The organism is Parahoeflea halophila (assembly GCF_900220985.1).
In the GTDB taxonomy this organism is placed as follows: Bacteria; Pseudomonadota; Alphaproteobacteria; order Rhizobiales; family Rhizobiaceae; genus Hoeflea; species Hoeflea halophila.
Genome location: NZ_OCPC01000001.1, coordinates 70,479 through 90,141 on the forward strand (window position 1 = coordinate 70,479; position 19,663 = coordinate 90,141).

The 19,663-nt window shown below is 60.3% G+C and carries 17 protein-coding genes and 1 tRNA gene; 8 read left to right on the forward strand and 10 right to left on the reverse strand.

What is annotated here, in order from left to right; genetic code table 11:
• Positions 1–187: 187 nt before the first annotated feature.
• The 5 genes from recJ to CRO46_RS00390 form a co-directional block, all read right to left on the reverse strand.
• Positions 188–1,987 (reverse strand): single-stranded-DNA-specific exonuclease RecJ, encoded by a 1,800-nt coding sequence (gene recJ, locus CRO46_RS00370; RefSeq protein WP_097106349.1) that lies wholly within the window; start codon positions 1,985–1,987, stop codon positions 188–190.
• A gap of 296 nt (positions 1,988–2,283) precedes the next feature.
• On the reverse strand, positions 2,284–3,270 hold the full coding sequence (gene glpX / locus CRO46_RS00375) for a class II fructose-bisphosphatase (RefSeq protein ID WP_097103930.1): 987 nt from the start codon (positions 3,268–3,270) through the stop codon (positions 2,284–2,286).
• A 194-nt stretch (positions 3,271–3,464) separates the two neighbouring features.
• Positions 3,465–4,787, reverse strand: a complete 1,323-nt coding sequence (locus CRO46_RS00380) for a homoserine dehydrogenase (protein ID WP_097103932.1) — start codon at positions 4,785–4,787, stop codon at positions 3,465–3,467.
• Positions 4,788–4,874: 87 nt separating this feature from the next.
• The gene (locus CRO46_RS00385; RefSeq protein ID WP_097103933.1) at positions 4,875–6,095 is read right to left on the reverse strand and encodes an LL-diaminopimelate aminotransferase; all 1,221 of its coding nucleotides are present in this window, start codon (positions 6,093–6,095) and stop codon (positions 4,875–4,877) included.
• 79 nt (positions 6,096–6,174) lie between these two features.
• Complete coding sequence (locus CRO46_RS00390; protein ID WP_097103935.1) at positions 6,175–6,681, reverse strand: hypothetical protein; 507 nt, start codon at positions 6,679–6,681, stop codon at positions 6,175–6,177.
• Positions 6,682–6,850: 169 nt separating this feature from the next.
• Here CRO46_RS00390 and phaC point away from each other — a divergent pair, with 169 nt between their 5' ends.
• From phaC to radC, 4 genes are all read left to right on the forward strand, one after another.
• Positions 6,851–8,686, forward strand: coding sequence for a class I poly(R)-hydroxyalkanoic acid synthase (gene phaC / locus CRO46_RS00395; protein WP_097103936.1), 1,836 nt, complete (start codon positions 6,851–6,853; stop codon positions 8,684–8,686).
• Between the two features lie 63 nt (positions 8,687–8,749).
• Positions 8,750–9,472, forward strand: a complete 723-nt coding sequence (gene sfsA, locus CRO46_RS00400; protein ID WP_097103938.1) for a DNA/RNA nuclease SfsA — start codon at positions 8,750–8,752, stop codon at positions 9,470–9,472.
• 45 nt (positions 9,473–9,517) lie between these two features.
• A complete protein-coding gene (gene map / locus CRO46_RS00405; RefSeq protein WP_097103940.1) occupies positions 9,518–10,345 on the forward strand; it encodes a type I methionyl aminopeptidase in 828 nt (275 codons plus the stop codon).
• Positions 10,342–11,241 carry a RadC family protein gene (radC, locus tag CRO46_RS00410; protein ID WP_244577731.1) on the forward strand — a complete coding sequence of 300 codons (900 nt, stop codon included), beginning with the start codon at positions 10,342–10,344 and terminating at the stop codon, positions 11,239–11,241. The genes map and radC overlap by 4 nt, the downstream gene beginning before the upstream one ends.
• Here radC and CRO46_RS00415 read toward each other — a convergent pair.
• From CRO46_RS00415 to CRO46_RS00435, 5 genes are all read right to left on the reverse strand, one after another.
• Entirely contained in the window at positions 11,238–12,815 is a 1,578-nt protein-coding gene (locus CRO46_RS00415; RefSeq protein WP_097106350.1) for a cryptochrome/photolyase family protein, read from the reverse strand. The genes radC and CRO46_RS00415 overlap by 4 nt on opposite strands.
• 192 nt (positions 12,816–13,007) lie before the next feature.
• Positions 13,008–14,429, reverse strand: a complete 1,422-nt coding sequence (tig, locus tag CRO46_RS00420) for a trigger factor (protein WP_097103942.1) — start codon at positions 14,427–14,429, stop codon at positions 13,008–13,010.
• Positions 14,430–14,608: 179 nt separating this feature from the next.
• Positions 14,609–14,693: transfer RNA gene (locus CRO46_RS00425), tRNA-Leu, on the reverse strand.
• 150 nt (positions 14,694–14,843) lie between these two features.
• Positions 14,844–15,452, reverse strand: coding sequence for a GDYXXLXY domain-containing protein (locus CRO46_RS00430; protein ID WP_097103944.1), 609 nt, complete (start codon positions 15,450–15,452; stop codon positions 14,844–14,846).
• The gene (locus tag CRO46_RS00435; protein ID WP_097103945.1) at positions 15,449–16,564 is read right to left on the reverse strand and encodes a DUF2157 domain-containing protein; all 1,116 of its coding nucleotides are present in this window, start codon (positions 16,562–16,564) and stop codon (positions 15,449–15,451) included. Before CRO46_RS00435 ends, CRO46_RS00430 begins: the two co-directional genes overlap by 4 nt.
• Before the next feature lie 270 nt (positions 16,565–16,834).
• Here CRO46_RS00435 and CRO46_RS00440 point away from each other — a divergent pair, with 270 nt between their 5' ends.
• The 4 genes from CRO46_RS00440 (at position 16,835) to trmFO (ending at position 19,615) form a co-directional block, all read left to right on the forward strand.
• On the forward strand, positions 16,835–16,975 hold the full coding sequence (locus CRO46_RS00440; RefSeq protein ID WP_097106352.1) for a DUF1127 domain-containing protein: 141 nt from the start codon (positions 16,835–16,837) through the stop codon (positions 16,973–16,975).
• A gap of 438 nt (positions 16,976–17,413) precedes the next feature.
• A complete protein-coding gene (locus CRO46_RS00445; protein WP_097106354.1) occupies positions 17,414–17,557 on the forward strand; it encodes a DUF1127 domain-containing protein in 144 nt (47 codons plus the stop codon).
• A gap of 366 nt (positions 17,558–17,923) precedes the next feature.
• Positions 17,924–18,070, forward strand: a complete 147-nt coding sequence (locus CRO46_RS00450; protein ID WP_097103947.1) for a DUF1127 domain-containing protein — start codon at positions 17,924–17,926, stop codon at positions 18,068–18,070.
• Positions 18,071–18,178: 108 nt separating this feature from the next.
• Entirely contained in the window at positions 18,179–19,615 is a 1,437-nt protein-coding gene (gene trmFO / locus CRO46_RS00455) for a methylenetetrahydrofolate--tRNA-(uracil(54)-C(5))-methyltransferase (FADH(2)-oxidizing) TrmFO (RefSeq protein WP_097103948.1), read from the forward strand.
• The last annotated feature ends 48 nt before the right edge of the window (positions 19,616–19,663 follow it).

The following is a 19,663-nucleotide window of genomic DNA, read 5'->3' on the forward strand; positions in this document are numbered from 1 at the left end:
GTTGTCCGGTGCTCTCACGCGTCCGCAACGCTCATCGCACCACGCAGCTATTCAGGTCTTGCCGGGCGGTCGGTCCGGGATAAATTACGGCTGCTCTTCGGCGCACATACCTATGACAGCCGGGTCCAAACGGTGGCTTAGTCGGAACCCCGCAGCCGCTGCTCAAACATTCCGGAAATGTGGATTCCTATCGCGCCACAGCTGCGTCAATCACGCGAATCTGTACCCGCCTGACGCCCTGCCAGTAATCGGCCGACAGCGAGCCCGCGATGTGAAACGTCAGTCCACGTCCACCAAGCAGACTCGCGCCCATTTCCGTGTCCGCCGCCCTGAAGGCAATGCCGTTGAGCCTGCCGCCATCGGGGCCGGAAAACGACAGCTTGATGTGATTCTGGCCGACCACGCGCGCATCCTTCAGCACGTGCCCGGGCATGGCGAAGACCGGCTGCGGGTGCCCCGCGCCGTAGGGACCGGCGCGCTCAATCAGGTCGACCAGATCGAGCGTTGCTCCGGAAGCCGAAATTGCGCCATCGATCTTGAGCTGGTGCGTCGTGGTGAGCCCGGCCACGGCCTCGGCGGCGTTGTCCTCAAAAAACGCCCTCAGGTCCCCGAGCCGGCCTTGTTGAACGGTCAACCCGGCTGCCATGGCGTGACCGCCGCCCTTGACCAGCAGACCTGATTCCACGGCCTTGCGCACCAGCCGGCCGATATCGACACCCGGTATCGAGCGACCGGACCCGGTCCCCTTGCCATTGCCGTCAAAGGCGATGGCGAAAGCCGGGCGGCGATAGCGCTCCTTGAGCCGCGAGGCCAACAGGCCGACAACGCCGGGATGCCAGCCCTTACGCTCCGTGACGATGACCGCCGGCCCGTCGCCACTTGCCATCTCCATGGCAGCCTCCGCGTCCGCTTCGGCCAGCATCGCCGCCTCGATCGCCTGCCGCTCCCGGTTCAGATCCTCGAGCTGGTCTGCAATGGCTGCCGCTTCATCCTTGTCTTCGATTGTCAACAAGCGGCTACCCAGAGCCGCGTCACCGATTCGACCCCCGGCATTGATCCGTGGCCCGATCAGAAAACCGAGGTGATAGGGCGTGACAGGGCCGTTGACCCCTGCCCGCTGCGAGATAGCTGTCAGCCCGGTATTGCCCATGCCACGTGCAGCCAGCAGCCCCTTGACCACGAAGGCCCGGTTGAGCCCCTTGAGCGGCACCACGTCACACACGGTCGCCAGCGCCACCAGATCGAGGTTAGCGAGCAGGTCGAACGTATGAGCGCGGGTGTCACCCTTCCGGCGCAACAGCCTCAACGTCCCCGCCAGCACCATGAACACCACACCGCAGGCGCACAGGTGCCCGAGCCCGGAGAGATCATCCTCGCGATTGGGATTGACCAGTGCCTGTGCGACCGGCAGTTCGCTGGCCACCTGATGGTGATCGATCACGACCACATCGATTCCACGCCGCGCGGCTTCTGCGAGCGACTCGTGGCTGGTTGAGCCGCAGTCCACCGTGATGATCAGCTTTGCACCGCGCTCAACCAGTTCTCCGATGGCCGTGGGGTTCGGGCCATAGCCTTCGAAGATCCGGTCCGGAATGTAAATTTCGCTGGCGAGCCCGAAATGGCGCAGGAAGCGCTGCATCAGCGCGGAAGAGGCCGCACCGTCGACGTCATAGTCGCCAAAAACCGCAACCCGTTCTCCACGTGAAATGGCGAGGGCAATTCGCTCGGCCGCCCGGTCGCAATCGGTCAGCTTTGAAGGATCCGGCATCAATGTCTTGATGGTTGGGTCAAGGAAGGCCTTGGCGTCGCCAATGCCAACCTCACGTCCCGCAAGCACGCGGGAGATCACGTCGGGAAGTCCGGTCGTCTGCGCAATCGAGATGGCCTTGTTTTCACCGGTCGCATCCAGCCGCGCCACCCATCTCTGCCCGGACAGCGACTGCTCGACTCCAAGAAACGCCCGCTCTGATGCGCTGTTGACTGTCATGCGAAAACCAACCTGCTCAAGGCGCCCTGCCTTGATGGTTGCGCCCTGGAAAGGCTCATAACCCAAACCGCCGCCGGCAGCAAAGCGCGGCAGGCGTCATTGCAGCGCCACCCGTCCAAATGGATTAGCAAGAGTCGCTGTAACGCTCCGAATTGATGCATGGGCGTCGCGTTCAAATGCAATCATTGAACGCGACATGCGTCAGGCACGGCTCGCCTGCCAACGCAAAACCGCCCCGGGCTCGGTTGAGACCGGGGCGGTGCTCTTGCCTGACAGAATCTGGCGCTTCCAGCAAATCAGTCGAACTTGGCGAGGTCCTGGTGGCGTGCCTTGATCTCGCGCACTGTCTTGGACGAGGAGCGCATCACGATGGTGTGGGTGATGATGGCATCACGAGTAAATCTCACGCCCTGCAGCATGTTGCCGTCGGTCACGCCGGTGGCGGCAAACAGCACATCGCCGCTGGCCATTTCTTCCATCGAGTAGATCTTGTTCGGATCGGAAATCCCCATCTTGGCAGCACGGGCCACCTTCTCTTCGGTGTTGAGCTGCAAACGTCCCTGCATCTGTCCGCCGATACAGCGCAGTGCAGCGGCTGCCAGCACCCCCTCCGGGGCTCCGCCGATGCCGAGATAGATGTCGATGCCGGTCTCGTCGGGATCGGTGGTGTGAATGACGCCGGCCACATCGCCGTCACCGATCAACCGGATAGCGGCGCCCGTGGCCCGCACTTCCTCGATCAACCGCGCATGGCGGGGCCGGTCCAGGATACAGGCGGTTACCTGCTCCACCGCCACGCCTTTTGCGCGGGCTACGGCATTGATGTTCTCGGTCGGGGTCGCCTCCAGCGAAACGGTGTTGGCCGGATAGCCGGGACCAATCGCGATCTTTTCCATGTAGACATCCGGCGCGTAGAGCAGGCTGCCCTTTTCAGCAAACGCAATCACCGCCAGCGAATTCGGCAGGTTCTTGGCGCAGATCGTGGTGCCTTCCAGCGGATCGAGCGCAATATCGACCTTGGCGCCGTCACGAGTCCCGACTTCCTCGCCGATATAGAGCATCGGCGCTTCATCGCGTTCCCCTTCTCCGATCACCACGGTGCCGTCGATCGGCAAGCGGTTGAGCTCCTGGCGCATGGCGTCGACGGCCACCTGGTCGGCAGCCATCTCGTCGCCACGGCCGCGAAGCCTTGCAGCGGCAACGGCAGCGCGCTCGGTAACACGCGCGATCTCGAGTGTCAGAATCCGTTCCAGGCCACTGGCTTCGGTTGCTTTGGCTGACATGGTCTACTATCCCCCACAGTGTCACGTTTCGCCGCTCATACAGCGATCAAACCTCGCAAGGCAATGTGAAAACCACATTAAAAGCCGTGTTTATTCAAGATTTTGGCCTGATCCCGATCTAAATCGATTAGGCTGAGAGATGCAGTCCCGAAACCCTGCTCACCCCGGACAGAAGCACAGTTGCGCTGCCCGGCTCAGTTGTCGCGCGTGCGTTCGATGCGGATCACCTGGGGATCACCGGCAAGATAGCCCTCACGCTTGATGGCATCGACCGCGGCCCGAACCTTCGATTCCGTCGTCGCATGGGTGACCAGAATGACCGTTTGCGGACCGGCATCCGCACCCGCCGGCCGTGCGCGCTGGACGATCGATTCAAGCGAAATCTCGTTGCTGGCCATCAAGGTCGCGATCGAGGCAAACACCCCTGTCCGGTCATCGACCTTGAGCGAGATGAAATATCCGCCTTCGTGGCTCTGGATCTGTGCCTTGACATAGGGCTCGAGCTTGTCGGCGGGCCGTCCCAGCGCCGGTGCGTGCTGATGGCCAGGCCGGCTCTTTGCGATATCGGCAATGTCACCGAGCACCGCGGATGCAGTGGCGGCGCCACCTGCTCCCGGTCCCGACAGCATGAGTTCGCCCAGAATGTCGGCTTCGATCGTCACCGCATTGGTCACGCCTTCCACCTGCGCGATCATCGAGCCTTTCGGGACCATGGTCGGGTGAACGCGCTGTTCGATCCCTGTCGCAGTCCGTTGCGATACGCCGAGCAGTTTGATTCGGTAGCCGAGTTCGTCGGCGGCGTGAATATCATCGATCGAGATATTGGTGATGCCCTCGATATAGACCTCATCTGCCGCTATCTCGGTGCCAAAGGCCAGGCTGGTCAGGATTGACAGTTTGTGCGCCGTGTCGTTGCCGTCAATATCAAACGCCGGGTCGGCTTCGGCATAACCGAGCCGCTGGGCTTCGGCGAGACACTCCGCAAAGCCCATGTTCTCGTGTTCCATCCGGGTCAGGATGTAATTGCAGGTGCCGTTCATGATGCCATAGATGCGCGTCACAGCGTTCCCGGTCAGCGACTCGCGCATCGCCTTGATCACCGGAATGCCGCCCGCAACCGCAGCCTCGAAGTTCAGAAGCACGCCATGGGCCTCGGCAAGCTTCGCCAGTTGCACGCCGTGCTGGGCAAGCATCGCCTTGTTGGCGGTGACAAAGTGCCGGCCGGCCGTCAGCGCCGCCGTCGCGGATGCGAGCGCCGGATCGCCCTCGCCGCCGATCAGTTCTACGAAAACATCAATGTCGGCCTCGCGCGCCATGGCCACCGGATCGTCGAACCAGACGACGCCATCAAGATTGAGACCGCGATCACGGCTGCGGTCGCGCGCGCAGACCGCGGTGATCACGATTTCCCGACCACAGATATCGGCCAGGAGATTGTGCCGGCTCTTGAGAATCTGGAACAATGCCGCACCGACAGTGCCAAGGCCTGCAATGCCGATTTTCAGGGCATCAGTCATGTCAAAAGTCCACCTGTATGGGATCGCCCGCATGAATATGCGGGGCGTTGGAAGTCAAGGCGGGTTTAGCGGCGAGTGCCGCGGCGGTCAACGCCGGGCGGACAATGAAACCACATTGTCGCCGCCGCCATTGCCCGCGGCCGCAAAGAAGCGCTTGATGTTGCGGGCCGCCTGGCGGATGCGGTGTTCGTTCTCGACCAGCGCGATGCGGACATGTTCATCGCCGTGCTCGCCGAACCCGACGCCGGGAGCAACCGCCACGTCGGCCTTTTCGACCAGCAGCTTGGAAAATTCCAGCGACCCCAGATGCTTGAACTGCTCCGGAATTGGCGCCCAGGCAAACATCGTTGCAGCTGGTGGCGGCACGTCCCAGCCGGCCTTGCCGAAACTCTCGACCAGCACATCGCGCCGACGCTTATAGATCGAACGCACCTCGGCGATCTCGGAACCATCTCCGTTCAATGCAGCAGTGGCTGCCACCTGGATCGGCGTGAACGCGCCGTAGTCAAGATAGGACTTGACCCGCGTCAGCGCCGAGATCAACCGCTCGTTGCCGACGGCAAAGCCCATGCGCCAGCCCGGCATCGAAAAGGTCTTCGACATAGAGGTGAATTCGACACAGATGTCGATCGCGCCCGGCACCTCCAGCACCGACGGCGGCGGCGTGCCGTCGAAATAGATTTCGGAGTAGGCCAGATCCGACAGGATGAGGATGTGGTGTTTCTTAGCGAAAGCCACCACGTCCTTGTAGAAATCCAGCGTCGCCACATAACTTGTCGGGTTCGATGGATAATTCAGAATGAGCGCCAGCGGTTTCGGGATCGAATGCCGCACCGAGCGCTCCAGCGCTGAAAAGAAGCTGTTGTCCGGAACGACATCCAGCGACCGGATCACGCCGCCCGACATGATGAAGCCGAAAGCATGGATCGGATAGGTAGGATTGGGACACAGGATCACATCACCGGGTGCGGTGATGGCCTGGGCCATGTTGGCAAAGCCTTCCTTGGAGCCAAGCGTGGCCACGACCTGGGTCTCGGAATTGAGCTTCACGCCGAAACGCCGCTCGTAATAGGCAGCCTGCGCCCGCCGGAGGCCTGGAATGCCGCGCGAGGTGGAATAGCGATGTGTCCGCGGATCTTTAACCGCCTCACACAGCTTTTCGACTATGGAGGCAGGTGTCGGCAGGTCGGGATTGCCCATACCCAGATCAATGATGTCGGCCCCCCCGGCCCGCGCCGACGCTTTGAGCCGGTTGACCTGCTCAAAAACGTAAGGCGGAAGTCGGCGGACTTTGTGAAATTCTTCCATGGAATTCCCCGGGGTTGTGGGCTGATTGGAGACGCTCTGATGTCATGGCTTTGCGTCCAAACCAAGTCAAACGCAAGGTCTAATTCTCGATTTCCCGTTGCGTGTCGCTTCCATGGCGGGCAGCCAGGGCCCGCAATTCCCTGAGCCGGGCCTCGTATTGCGCTCGCGCGTCCGGCGTCGATGCGCGGTTGCGAAGCAGCTCGGTCATCTCAGCTTCAGCTTCCAGCTTGTCCTGTTCGGAGAACTGGCTGTTGGCGGCCTTCGGTTGCTGGCCGAAAGTGGGGAACTCACCCGTCCGGCTGGCACCGGAATCAACAAACGCCTTGTTCTGGGCCGGTGCAGTCCTTTCAATCGGCACAACCGAAACAAATCCCGGATTGCGGGCGATGGTCCGGGACTGCTTCCCCGGTTCAATGTCATCCCCCGAAACTGCCGCCGAAGTGTCCGCAACCGGTTGCCCAGCGGTATCGCCGGCACCGGCCGCCGCCACAGTCTTCGGCGCCGCGTCTTCAAGCGACGCTGTCTGACAGCCTGCAAGCAAGAGGCAGTACAGCACAACATATATCGGACGAACCATCAGTCTCATGATCACAATTATTCCGGTCTTCGCCGAAGGGCGGTCATGACATGGACAAAAAAAGCCCGTATCAATGAAGGATAACGCCAGACTTGGCAGACAAGCAAAGCAAACAAGCCGATTTAAGGCAGAAAACGGGCCTGAAGCAAGCTCGGGAACATGATGAGGAGGCGCCATCATGGCGGACAAGGGCAAAACGACGGCTGGAAACGACCAGGCTGAGCCGGGCACCACGTCCGCTGAGGCTTATGTCGTCAAGGATCCCGAAGTTTTCGCCCGCAATCTTGCCCGCATGCTTGAAGAACTCGGCAAGGCCGCCTCGGCCTGGGTGGAACCGCGCGAAAAGGGCGAAGTCGTCGATACCGTCTCGGAGCCGATGGCGGATATGGTCAAGACCTTCTCCAAGGTCGGCGAGTACTGGCTGTCTGATCCCAAGCGTGCCCTTGATGCCCAGACATCGCTGCTGACGAGCTATTTCGGCATGTGGAGCGCATCCGTTGCCCGCATGTCGGGCGAGGACACCAGCCCCCGCCCGCCCAACAGGGACAAGCGCTTTGCCGATCCGGACTGGGAGAACAATCCATTCTTCGAGTTCCTGAAGAATGCCTATTTCATCACCTCGGACTGGGCCAACAAGCTCGTCGACGAGAGCGAAGGCCTCGACCCACACACGCGTCACAAGGCAGCCTTTTATGTGCGTCAGATCACAAGCGCGCTGTCGCCGGCCAATTTCATCGCCACCAATCCCGAACTCTACAAGGAAATGGTCGCCTCCAACGGCGAAAATCTGGTCAAGGGCATGCACATGCTGGCCGAGGATATTGCCGCCGGCAAGGGCGAGTTGCGGCTGCGCCAGTCCGATGCCTCCAAGTTCAAGGTCGGCGGCAACATTGCTGTCTCGCCCGGCAAGGTCATTGCCCAGAACGAGGTCTGCCAGGTCATTCAGTATGACCCGTCGACCGAGACCGTTCTCAAGCGCCCGCTGATGATCGTGCCCCCCTGGATCAACAAGTTCTACATTCTCGATCTGAACCCGAAAAAGTCCTTCATCAAATGGGCCGTCGATCAGGGACATACGGTGTTCGTGATATCCTGGGTCAACCCGGACCAGCGCCACGCCGGCAAGGACTGGGAGTCCTATTCCCGCGAGGGCATTTCCTTCGCCCTCGACACCATCGAGAAGGCCACCGGCGAACGCGAGGTCAATGCCATTGGCTATTGCGTCGGCGGCACCCTGCTGGCCGCCACACTGGCACTGCACGCCCAGGAGAAGGTTCAAAGAATAGCCACCGCCACCTTTTTCACCACCCAGACCGACTTCACCTATGCCGGGGATCTCAAGGTGTTCGTCGACGAGGCGCAGATCAGTGCGATCGAAAACGCCATGGAGAAGAACGGCTACCTCGATGGCTCGAAAATGGCGACGGCCTTCAACATGTTGCGCGCCTCGGACCTGATCTGGCCCTACGTGGTCAACAATTACCTCAAGGGCAAGGACCCGATGCCCTTCGACCTGCTCTACTGGAATTCGGACGCCACCCGCATGGCGGCGGCCAACCATTCCTACTACCTGCGCAACTGCTATCTCGAGAACAACCTGTCGCAAGGCAAGATGCAGCTTGCCGGCAAGACCCTCAATCTCGGCGACATCAAGATCCCGGTCTACAATCTGGCCGCCAGGGAAGACCATATCGCCCCTGCCCGCTCCGCCTATATCGGCGGCAAGCTGTTCGGAGGGGACGTGACCTATGTCATGTCCGGGTCGGGCCACATCGCCGGTGTCGTCAACCCGCCTTCATCGGGCAAATACCAGTTCTGGTCCGACGGCCCCGCGCATGCCGAATTCGAGGACTGGGTTGCCGGCGCTGTCGAAACCCCGGGATCCTGGTGGCCACACTGGCACGCCTGGATTCGCGCCGCCTCCGATGAAGAAGTGCCCGCGCGCAAACCCGGCGGCAAGAAGCTCAAGCCGATCGAAGATGCTCCCGGATCCTATGTTCAGGTGCGGATCTGACATCCGCCCACAAGCAGGGGCTAAATTTGCGGGCCAGGCCGATGACTGGTATGGGCGCAGACCATGATTTTCGACCCGCCGCTCATTCCCGCGACCCTGATCCGCCGCTACAAGCGTTTCCTGTTTGATGCAAAACTCGACACCGGTGAGTTGATTACCGGCTCCTGCCCCAACACCGGCTCGATGCGCGGGCTGACCGAGCCCGGTTCGAAGTGTTTTCTCACCTTGCATTCAACAGCCACGCGAAAATACGCGTACGCGCTGGAACTGGTGGCGTCCGACAACACGCTTGTGGGCATCAACACCGGTCGGCCCAACCGGCTGGTCGAGGAGGCGATCGACAAGGGGCTCATCGGCACCCTTGGAACCTACGCGATACGCCGACGCGAGCAGAAATACGGCAACAATTCGCGCATCGACATTCTTCTCGAGGACCCGGACAAGGGCCTAGCCTATGTCGAGGTCAAGAATGTGCATTTCCGTCGCAGCGAAGGCCTTGCGGAGTTTCCCGACAGCGTTACTACGCGTGGCGCCAAGCATCTCGACGAACTTGGCGACATGGCCGAGGCTGGACACCGCGCCATAATGGTCTATCTGATCCAGCGCGGTGATGTAGACCGCCTGAGCCTGTGCCGCGATCTCGACCCGGCCTACGCAGCGGCCTTTGATCGCGCCATGACCCGCGGGGTTGAAGCCTGCGCCATACGGTGCAACATCACACCGGAGCAAATCAGCGCTGAGACGATGGTACCCGTTGAGGAAACCCGCCTAAACAGCGTATTGTAATATAAGACCGGTGCAACCGGCCTGAAAACGACAAAGCGAGCCACCATGGTTACCTATATTGATGCCGCATCGGCCCCGATGAAGAACACAGGCCAGATCCGGCTCTACGGCGAGGAAGGCTTTGAAGGCATGCGCAAGGCAAGCCGGATAACAGCCAGGTGCCTGGATGAACTGGCAACCCGCGCCGTGCCCGGCGTCACCACCAACGAGATTGACCGTTTTGTCTATGAATTCGGCATGGACCACGGCGCCCTGCCCGCGACGCTGAACTACCGTGGCTACACCAAGTCCTGCTGCACCTCGATCAATCACGTGGTCTGCCACGGTATCCCCAATGACAAGCCGCTGCGCGAAGGCGAGATCGTCAATATCGACGTCACCTATGTGCTCGACGGCTGGCATGGCGATTCAAGCCGGATGTATCCGATCGGTGAAATCAAGCGCGCCGCCGAACGGCTTCTCGAGATCACCCACCAATCGCTGATGCTCGGCATCGAGGCGGTCAAGCCCGGCGCACGCACTGGCGCAATCGGTGAAGCCATTCAGAAATATGCCGAATCCGAGCGCTGCTCGGTGGTGCGCGATTTCTGCGGCCATGGCGTCGGCAAGCTGTTTCACGATGCACCGAACATCCTGCATTACGGCCGCGCAGGGGAAGGGCCGGAGATGCGCCCCGGCATGATCTTCACCATCGAGCCGATGATCAATCTCGGGCGGCCGCATGTAAAGGTGCTCTCCGACGGCTGGACTGCGGTGACACGCGACCGGTCGCTGACCGCGCAATACGAGCATACCATCGGCGTGACCGAGACCGGTTGCGAGATTTTCACCCTTTCCCCAGCCGGTCTCGACCGTCCCGGACTGCCTGCATGACAGCACCCCGTCGACCCGGTCTGAATGTGAAGGGCCTGAATGACGGGGGCATGGATGACGAATGCCTTGAAGGCAAAGGCTTGGATCTCGAGGGCATACAATCTTCAGGCGATAGCGGCGACCAGTCCCAGGAGGACGAACGCAACTACTTCGCTGAAAGCCGCCAGGGCAAGACCAGGGGCCGTGCACTCCAGACGGCCCCGCGCGACGCTGCAATCAATCCTGACGAACATTTTCACGGCCACCGCGACCGGCTCCGTCAGCGCTTCCGGGAAGGCGGGGACCGCGCCCTGGCCGATTACGAATTGCTGGAACTTTTGCTTTTCCGATTGATCCCGCGCCGCGACACCAAGCCGATCGCCAAGGCGCTTCTGGCAAGGTTCGGCTCGCTATCGGAAGTGCTCGGCGCCCCCGCTAAACTGCTTACCGAAGTCAAAGGCGTCGGCGACAGTGTGGCCACCGATCTGAAGCTGGTCGCCTCGATTGCCCACCGCATGCTCAAGGGCGAGCTCAGCGGCCGGCAGGTTCTCGCCTCATGGTCCTCGGTGATCGAATACTGCCGGGCAGCCATGGCGTTCGAACCCCGCGAACAGTTCCGTGTCCTGTTTCTCGACAAAAAGAACGCACTGATTGCCGACGAGGTTCAGCAGACAGGCACCGTCGACCACACCCCGGTCTATCCGCGCGAGGTGGTCAAGCGGGCGCTGGAGCTCTCGGCCACCGCCATCATACTGGTCCACAACCACCCTTCGGGCGACCCGACACCGTCACGCGCCGATATCGAGATGACCAAGCTGATCATCGACACCGCCCGGCCGCTCGGCATCACCGTGCATGACCACATCATCATCGGAAAGGATGGTCACGCCAGTCTCAAGGGGCTGAAGCTGGTCTAGCCGGCTGCTTGATCCTGCCATCCCTGCATTTCGTCACTGTCGAAGAAGCGCAAGGAATCGGTCCGGATCTCATCAAGCCGGCCGGGCTTCATCTTGCCAAGCGATCCCATAATCAGACCCATGCGGTGGTTATTCCTGAGACTTTCCTCGTTCTCAGAGAGGAAGTTCCAGTAGAGATAGTTGAAGGGACAGGCGTTCTCGCCTGCCTTCTGCTTGACGTCGTAGCGGCAGGAGCTGCAGTAATCGCTCATCTTGTTGATGTAGGACCCGGACGCCGCATAGGGTTTTGAAGCAACGAACCCGCCGTCGGCAAATAGGGCCATCCCTACCACATTCGGCATTTCCACCCATTCATAGGCATCCGCATAGACAACCAGGAACCATTCCTGAACCTGTCGCGGGTCTATTCCAGCCAGCAGGCAGAAATTGCCGATCACCATCAGCCGCTGGATATGGTGGGCGTAGGCGTTAGCCTTGGTCTCCGCAATCGCCTGGCCGAGGCAGTTCATGACAGTTTCACCCGACCAGAAGAATTCCGGCAGCGGGCGCCGCGCATCCAGTGCATTGGCGCTCGCATAGTCCGGCATTTTGAGCCAGTAGACGCCGCGAACAAACTCGCGCCAGCCGATGATCTGGCGGATGAACCCTTCCACGGCGTTGAGCGGCGCGGCCCCATCGCGGTAGGCTTTCTCTCCCCTCTCGCAACACTCCCTCGGATCGAGCAACCCGCAATTGATCAGCGAAGAAAGATGGCTGTGAAACAACAGCGGCTCGCCCTGTTTCATAGCGTCCTGCCAGTCGCCGAAACCGGCGAGCGCCTCCCCCACGAACCAGTCGAGATAGGCCTCGGCATCCTTGCGCGTAACCGGGTAGTCGAACGGCTCCAGGTCTCCGAAATGCGTCTCGAAGCGGTCTGCCACCAGATCCATGACATCGCGGGTTATCTGGTCAGGCTCGAACTTCGGACGCACAGGTACCGTGATCGAATCGGGCAGCGATTTGCGGTTGTCGGCATCGAAATTCCACTGACCGCCCTCCGGTTCACCATCGGTCATCAGGTATCCGGTGCGGCGCCGCATCTCGCGGTAGAAATATTCCATCCGCAGCGATTTGGGCTGCTCGCCGCTGTCAGTCGTAGCCCAGCTGACAAACTCCTCGTGACTTGCCAGAAACCTGTGGTCGGTGAGAATATCAAATTCCACCGCGAGCTCCTCGCGCCAGTTTTCCGCCGCCTCAAGCACGCGAAGTTCGGACGGTTCCGTCATCACCACCCGGTCTGGCTTGTGCCGGTCGACAGCCTGCGCCAGGGCGCCGCCGAAATCACCCGGATTGTCCTCGTCATCAAGCCTTAGATAATCAACGGTGAAACCCTCGCCGCGCAGGTCCTCGGCAAAGTGCCGCATGGCGGAAAACAGGAATGCGATCTTCTTCTTGTGATGTTTGACGGACGTGGCCTCTGCACTCACCTCCGCCATGAAGATCACGTCGCGGTCACGTGCAGCGCCGTCGAGGCTTGAAAGGCCACGCGACAATTGATCGCCCAGCAAAAAACGCAGAACTTTTTCCTTCGCCATCAGCACCCTCGGTTCACATCAGCCCCCTGAAACAGCCCCATCCCTGTACCATACGCTCTTCAACACAAGATGGATTGGCAGATTCTCGGCATCAGCCGGAATGGGCATTGCACCAATGCGGCTTCGGCCCGTGAACGCAAAAACGCCGGAGCAGAGCCCCGGCGCTTTCAAACAGTTTGGAAGTGCTGTGGCTTATTCGGCCGCAGTGTCGTCCTTCTTGGCAGCCTTTTTCTTGGCCGGCGCCTTTTTCTTCGGCGCGGGCTTTTCAGAAGCCTCGGCCTCGTCTTCGGCCATCAACTCGTCCTTCGTCACCGTCTTGTCGGTCACGTCAATGACGGTCATCAGATGGTCAATGGTCTTTTCTTCGAAGATCGGGGCCCGCAGCGAGGCAACAGCACCTGGAGTCTTCTGGAAGTATTCGTAGATTTCCTTCTCCTGGCCCGGGAACTTGCGGACCTGCTCGAACAGCGAGCGCTGCAGCTCATCGTCGCTGACCTGCACACCGGCCTCTTCACCGATCTTGGAGAGGACCAGTCCGAGACGGACGCGGCGTTCGGCCAGTGTGCGATACTCTTCGCGCGCGGCTTCTTCCGTGGTGTCCTCATCGGCAAATGTCTTGCCGTTGTCAGACAGTTCCTGGTTGATCTGGCGCCAGATGCTTTCGAATTCGGCGTCAACCAGCTTGGATGGCGTGTCGAACTTGTGCGTTTCGTCGAGCTGGTCGAGGATCTGCCGCTTCAGCTTCTGACGCGTCACCTGGCCATACTGATCTTCGATCTGCGAACGGACGATCTCACGCAGCTTGTCTGCGGACTCAAGACCAAGGGTCTTGGCCAGTTCGTCGTTGATTTCCAGTTCGCCCGGTGCGGCAACCGCCTTCACCTTGATGTCGAACGTGGCTTCCTTGCCAGCAAGATGGGCTGCCTGGTACTCCGCCGGGAATGTGACCGTGATCACCTTCTCGTCGCCTTCCTTGAGGCCGATGAGCTGCTCTTCGAAACCCGGGATGAACCGGTTCGAGCCGATTACCAGCTCCGCATCCTGGTCAGCGCCACCTTCAAAAGCTTCGCCATCGACCTTGCCAAGGTAATCGATCGTCACCTTGTCGCCGTCTGCGGCCTTGCCGGACTTGGGCTCGAACGTGCGGCTGTTCTCGGCCACGCGAAGCACCTGTTCCTCGACTTCCTCGGCCGGAACCTCGACGACTTCGCGGACGACCTTGAACTTCGACATGTCGGCAAGATCGAATGCCGGGATGATTTCATAGGCGATGGTGAACTCGAAATCGGCTTCGCCCTTGAGGATGGCGTCAGCTTCCTTCTCGTCTTCCGTCATCTTGATTTCCGGCTGGGTGGCGGACCGTTCGCCGCGCTCGGCCAGGATAGAGGTCGGCTTTTCCTGGATCATTTCATTGACCAGCTGCGCCATGATCGACTTGCCGTACATCTTTTTCAGGTGCGAAATCGGCACCTTGCCGGGGCGGAAGCCCTTGATCTGCATCTTGCCCTTGGCTTCGGCAAGCTTTTCGTTCATCTGCGATGTCATGTCCGCAGCGGGAACGACAACCTTCAATTCGCGCTTCAGCCCTTCGGCAAGCGTTTCGGTAACCTGCATGTTCAAACCTTCATTTCCTCGCGACTGCGACCGTTCGGGTTGGCCCCGCGACTGGGCCGGTGTTCCGGCGTCGCTTGTGGCTTTCTTCATTCTAAGCCCCAGACCGGATCAACCGACTGAACGCCTTCGTGCATGCCCTGCCATCCAGCGCCATCTGACGCACGGACCGGACTGTAATTTGGTGCGGGTAGAGAGACTTGAACTCCCACGCCTTGCGGCACCAGAACCTAAATCTGGCGTGTCTACCAATTTCACCATACCCGCCTTTAGGGCCGCAAAACCACGCTCGCGCGAGGCGACCCTGAACGCGGTCGCTCTATATCACCCGATTGGCGGCGATCAAAGGAAAAATCACCCGATCCGGCACGGTTTGTACGATTGCGCACCGGTCCCGGTGAATTCAAGGCCGGCTTTTCAATAGAGCGGCTCTTCATAAAGGGCTTTTCCGTCGATCATGATGCGGGCAATCTGCGCATCGCCATCATCGGAGATGCGCACGGCCACCGTCGTCCGCTGCTGGTTGCGGGCCGCTTCGATCTCGAGCCCCTCACCTTCCGGCACATAGTAACGCTCGATCCCGAAACTGAGTAACAGCTCGCCAGCCACGCTTTCGGAGGAGGCGGAACGGCTCAATCGGAGCGGCTCGCTCCTGAGGAAGACCTCTCCGGGTTCGCGGTCGACCGGCTTGTTCAGGCTGACAGCCTTGACCACACCCAGACCGTCCTCCCCGGTGCGCAGCGTCAACCAGAGCTTCGCCGGCCTGTCACGCGGCGGCAATTCGCCTTCGAACAGGGAGCCGTCGACACCGGAAATCTCTTCATAGCGCAACTGCACATAATCCCCGCGCATGAAATCCCTGGGGTCGACGGGCGCCGTCTTGAGCACGATCTCGGCGCCATTCCGCAAGATCGCCGCACGATCGAGAATCATCCATCCGGGCAGTCCGACCAGCACGGCGCTGGCAATCAGCAGTGCCACGATAGGGTGGAGCTCACGCCGCAACAGGTGCAAGAATGCCTTCATGGCTGCATCCCTTCTTTCTTGAACCGCTTTTCAAGACGCATCATGGCATAGGCCAATGCGCCCAGAACCAGTCCGCCGAAGAATAAGAAGCCCGCGCTTCCAAGCAGGGAACCCAGCGTTTCCCCGACGATGTAAATCGTCTCGCAACAGAAGGCGAAATAGGCGAACCGGCGAATCATCCTGTTCTCCCCGCCGGCCACCACCAGCACACAGACGCTGGTCCCGAGCACCAGCGCCGCAAACGCCATGGATCCCGGAAGACTGGCAATATCTGAATCCGCCTGCACCAGACCCAGGCCGCCAAGCAGCAGCACGGCTCCGTAGGCTGACAAGGTCCCATGCCTTTCAACCGGAGCATCTGGCGGCAGCGGCAACAGCGATCCGGTGGCAAAGACGAGTGCCCCGATCGCTGCCAGAAGGTAACCCGGATTGAGGTCCGTTGCCTCCTCGAAGATCCAGACCATCAGGCACAGCAGCATGACTGCCCCGAGGTGCCCGGCCATGGTGGAGCGGGACCGCCACGCGGCTATCCCGACTGCAACCGTGAGACTGAGAGCCAAACCATATCCCGTCAGGTCCGGGCCGGACCAGGAACTGAACATCCCCAGACCGTCGGACACCGAAAACAGGTAGCCAAGACCCAGAAAGCCTGCGCTGATCGCAGCCAGGGGCGAGGAAAACGAGAGCGATACGACAAGGGCGCCGAAGGTCCAGCTCAGAAGAAAATCTGCCTCGTCGCCGCTCAGGTGATACATCTGCCCTACAAGCGCGATCCCCGCACCGAAACAAAGCAGGGTGAAAACCAGCATTGCTTCGGCAATCCAGTGAGCGTTCCTGAGCGCGGCAAGGGCAGCCCCCGAGAGCCCCCCTATTATAAAGAGAAAGATCAACGCCACCCGCAACGGACGCGCGATGGCCTCCCAGTTGGCCGCCACGAGTGCAATCACGGCAGCACCGAACAGCACCGCCGCCAGAACCGCGAGCACGCTGGAAAGGCTCAATCCGGTGTGCCGGCGGTCATGGTCCTCAAGCAGCGCCTTGGCTTGGGTCGCTTCAAGCAAGCCGTGTTCGACCCACTGGTCGATCTCCCGCGCCAAATATCTTCGCAGCATAATTTGATTCTTCTCTTGAACTGGCCCGGCTGCAGATTACATCAGCGTCCGATGCGGGCCAATGATGGCATTACAGGCACTTTGCATCGCAGTATCATGGATTTGCACAGCTATGCGGCAAGCCCAGCTGATTCCCTGAGCAGCCATGCAAACTTGGAATAGCTTCCATGAAATTATTGCACTGCACAAATCGATTGAATGCCCCTATATTCAAGTCATCGGAACGCCACGGTGGTGGGCCGAACAACAGCAGGACAGAGGATGACATCGATGAAACTGATCAAATCCTTCGCCAGCTGGCGGAAATACCGCGAAACATGCGTCGAGCTGAACAGGCTTTCCGAACGCGAGTTGAGCGACATAGGCATGTCACGAAGCGATATTCCATTCGCTGCACGGCGCGCCCTGTAAGAAATTCAAGAATTCGGAGCGGCTTCCTCCTCCTCCTCCCAAAAGCCGCTTCGATGTGACTGGTGTTCATCCTCCTCCCGAACATCAGTCTTTACAAATGACGCTCACCGGATCCTCCTCCCCCGGTGAGCGTTATTTTTTTGTCCAGCGTCGAGCCTGGTTCCGGAGCAGCAGCCGCCATATCAGCGCCGGTCAGGCCCTATGCCATCAGATCAACCTGCCGGGGATGTTTCTTTAGGCGCGCGACCCGCGGCCTACATGATCGCACCCCATGCGATAAAACGTTAACTCGCAAGGGTTTGTTAACGCGCATTGCAGATTTCGCATGGCTCCTTTGCGATATTCCGCACTGCACAAATCGACTGTCTATTCCTATATCAGGATCAACGAAACACGGCGTACTGAACACCATCAGCGCCACATTGAAAGGCAATGACCATGAACTTCCGTAAGGCTTACAAAGACTGGCGCGACTACCGCAACACCGTCAATGAACTGTCCCGCATGTCCGAGCGCGAACTCAACGACCTCGGCATCTCCCGCGGTGACATCCCGTTCGTTGCTCGCCGTCCCGCCCGGTAAGAACTGAAGACCTCTGCCCGGTTCCAACAACCGGTCATTCAAAACGGCGTCCTGGCAACAGGGCGCTGTTTCTGTTTCGGATCTGGTCAATCCGGATGGACGAGCCACGGTAATCGCGCCCAGCACATTTGGGGCCAATGAGGCAACAAATCCAGCACAGGATTATCGGAAGGATACGATGCAACAGATGCCACTTTTCAAGGCATCTTCAAAGCTTGACGAAGCTCTAGTGGAGCCATTCCGGTTGCGCATATCTGGACTGCAAATATTGCGCTGCACAAACGGGTGGCAAACGCCTATATTGTAGGCATCAGAGTGAACAATTCGACATCAACGCCCGCACCGGGCGCATCCAAGGAGACTGCCATGAAAATTTTCAGCAGAGCCCGCAGCTGGATGAAGTCTCGCCAGACCGCACAGCAGCTTGCAAATCTGTCCAACGAAACCCTGGCCGACATCGGCCTGACCCGTTTCGACATCGACAATGTGGCCCGCGGCCTTCGTACCCGCTAATCGCATCTGTCATGACCGTTCGTTACGGCGTCCCTCGGGGCGCCGTTTTCGTTTGCGGCCGGACAAAACATCTTTGAGACGGGATCGCGCCCGTGGTAAACGGACGTCATGACCAAGACCACTTCTCTTCACACTCCCATCCACGTCATCGGCGGCGGCCTTGCCGGGTCGGAAGCAGCTTGGCAGATCGCCCGGAGCGGCGTCCCCGTGTTGCTGCACGAGATGCGTCCGGTCCGCGGCACCGAAGCCCACAAGACCGACAGCCTCGCAGAACTGGTCTGCTCCAACTCGTTCCGCTCCGATGATGCGGAAAACAATGCCGTTGGCGTCATTCATGCGGAAATGCGCATGGCAGGCTCACTGATCATGTCCTGCGCCGACAAGAACCAGGTGCCCGCAGGCGGCGCACTGGCCGTCGACCGCGAAGGATTTGCCCAGGCCGTCACCGAGGCCATTGCCTCCGAACCGCTGATCACCGTTGTCCGCGAGGAAGTCACCGGACTCCCGCCGGCCGAGTGGGACCAAACCATCATTGCCACCGGCCCCTTGACCGCGCCGGGCCTGGCCAAAGCCATCAGTACCGAAACAGGCCAAGACGCGCTGGCCTTCTTCGATGCGATCGCGCCGATCATTCACACCGATTCGATCGACATGTCGATCTGCTGGTTCCAGTCGCGCTACGACAAGGTCGGTCCCGGCGGTACCGGTCGCGACTACATCAACTGCCCGATGAACAAGGAACAGTATGATGCCTTCATCGATGCCCTGATTGCCGGCGACACCACCGGGTTCAAGGAATGGGAAGGCACGCCCTATTTCGACGGCTGCCTGCCGATCGAGATCATGGCCGAGCGCGGCCGCGAGACCCTGCGTCACGGGCCGATGAAGCCGATGGGCCTGACCAATGCGCACAAGCCCGATGAAAAAGCCTATGCGGTGGTGCAGTTGCGCCAGGACAACGCGCTGGGCACGCTTTACAACATGGTCGGATTCCAGACCAAGCTGAAATATGGCGCTCAGGCCGAGATCATCCGCATGATTCCCGGGCTTCAGAACGCCGAGTTCGCCCGGCTGGGTGGCCTGCACCGCAACACCTATCTCAATTCGCCACTGCTTCTCGATGGCAAGCTGCAGCTCAGGAGCCGTCCGGGCCTGCGGTTCGCAGGACAGATCACCGGCTGCGAGGGCTATGTCGAAAGCGCAGCCATGGGGCTGCTCGCTGGCCGGTTCGCCGCAGCCGAACGGCTTGGCAAAGACCTGGCCCCGCCGCCGCCGACTTCCGCCTTCGGTGCGCTGCTCAACCACATCACTGGCGGCCATCTGGTCAGCCATGACGAGCCCGGCAAGCGCTCGTTCCAGCCGATGAATGTCAATTTCGGCCTGTTCCCGCCGCTTGAGCCCGGCGCCATCGTCAAGCCCGAGGGCGGAGGCCGTTTCCGCGGCAAGGACAAGGCCAAGGCAAAGAAACAGGCGATGGCCCGGCGGGCTCTGGCGGATTTCGCGGACTGGCTTGGCGGATCGAGCGCCCAGCAGGCCGCCGAATAGCGCCAAAACGACATTTCCCCGGCATTTGACCGGACGGTTTAGAAATCT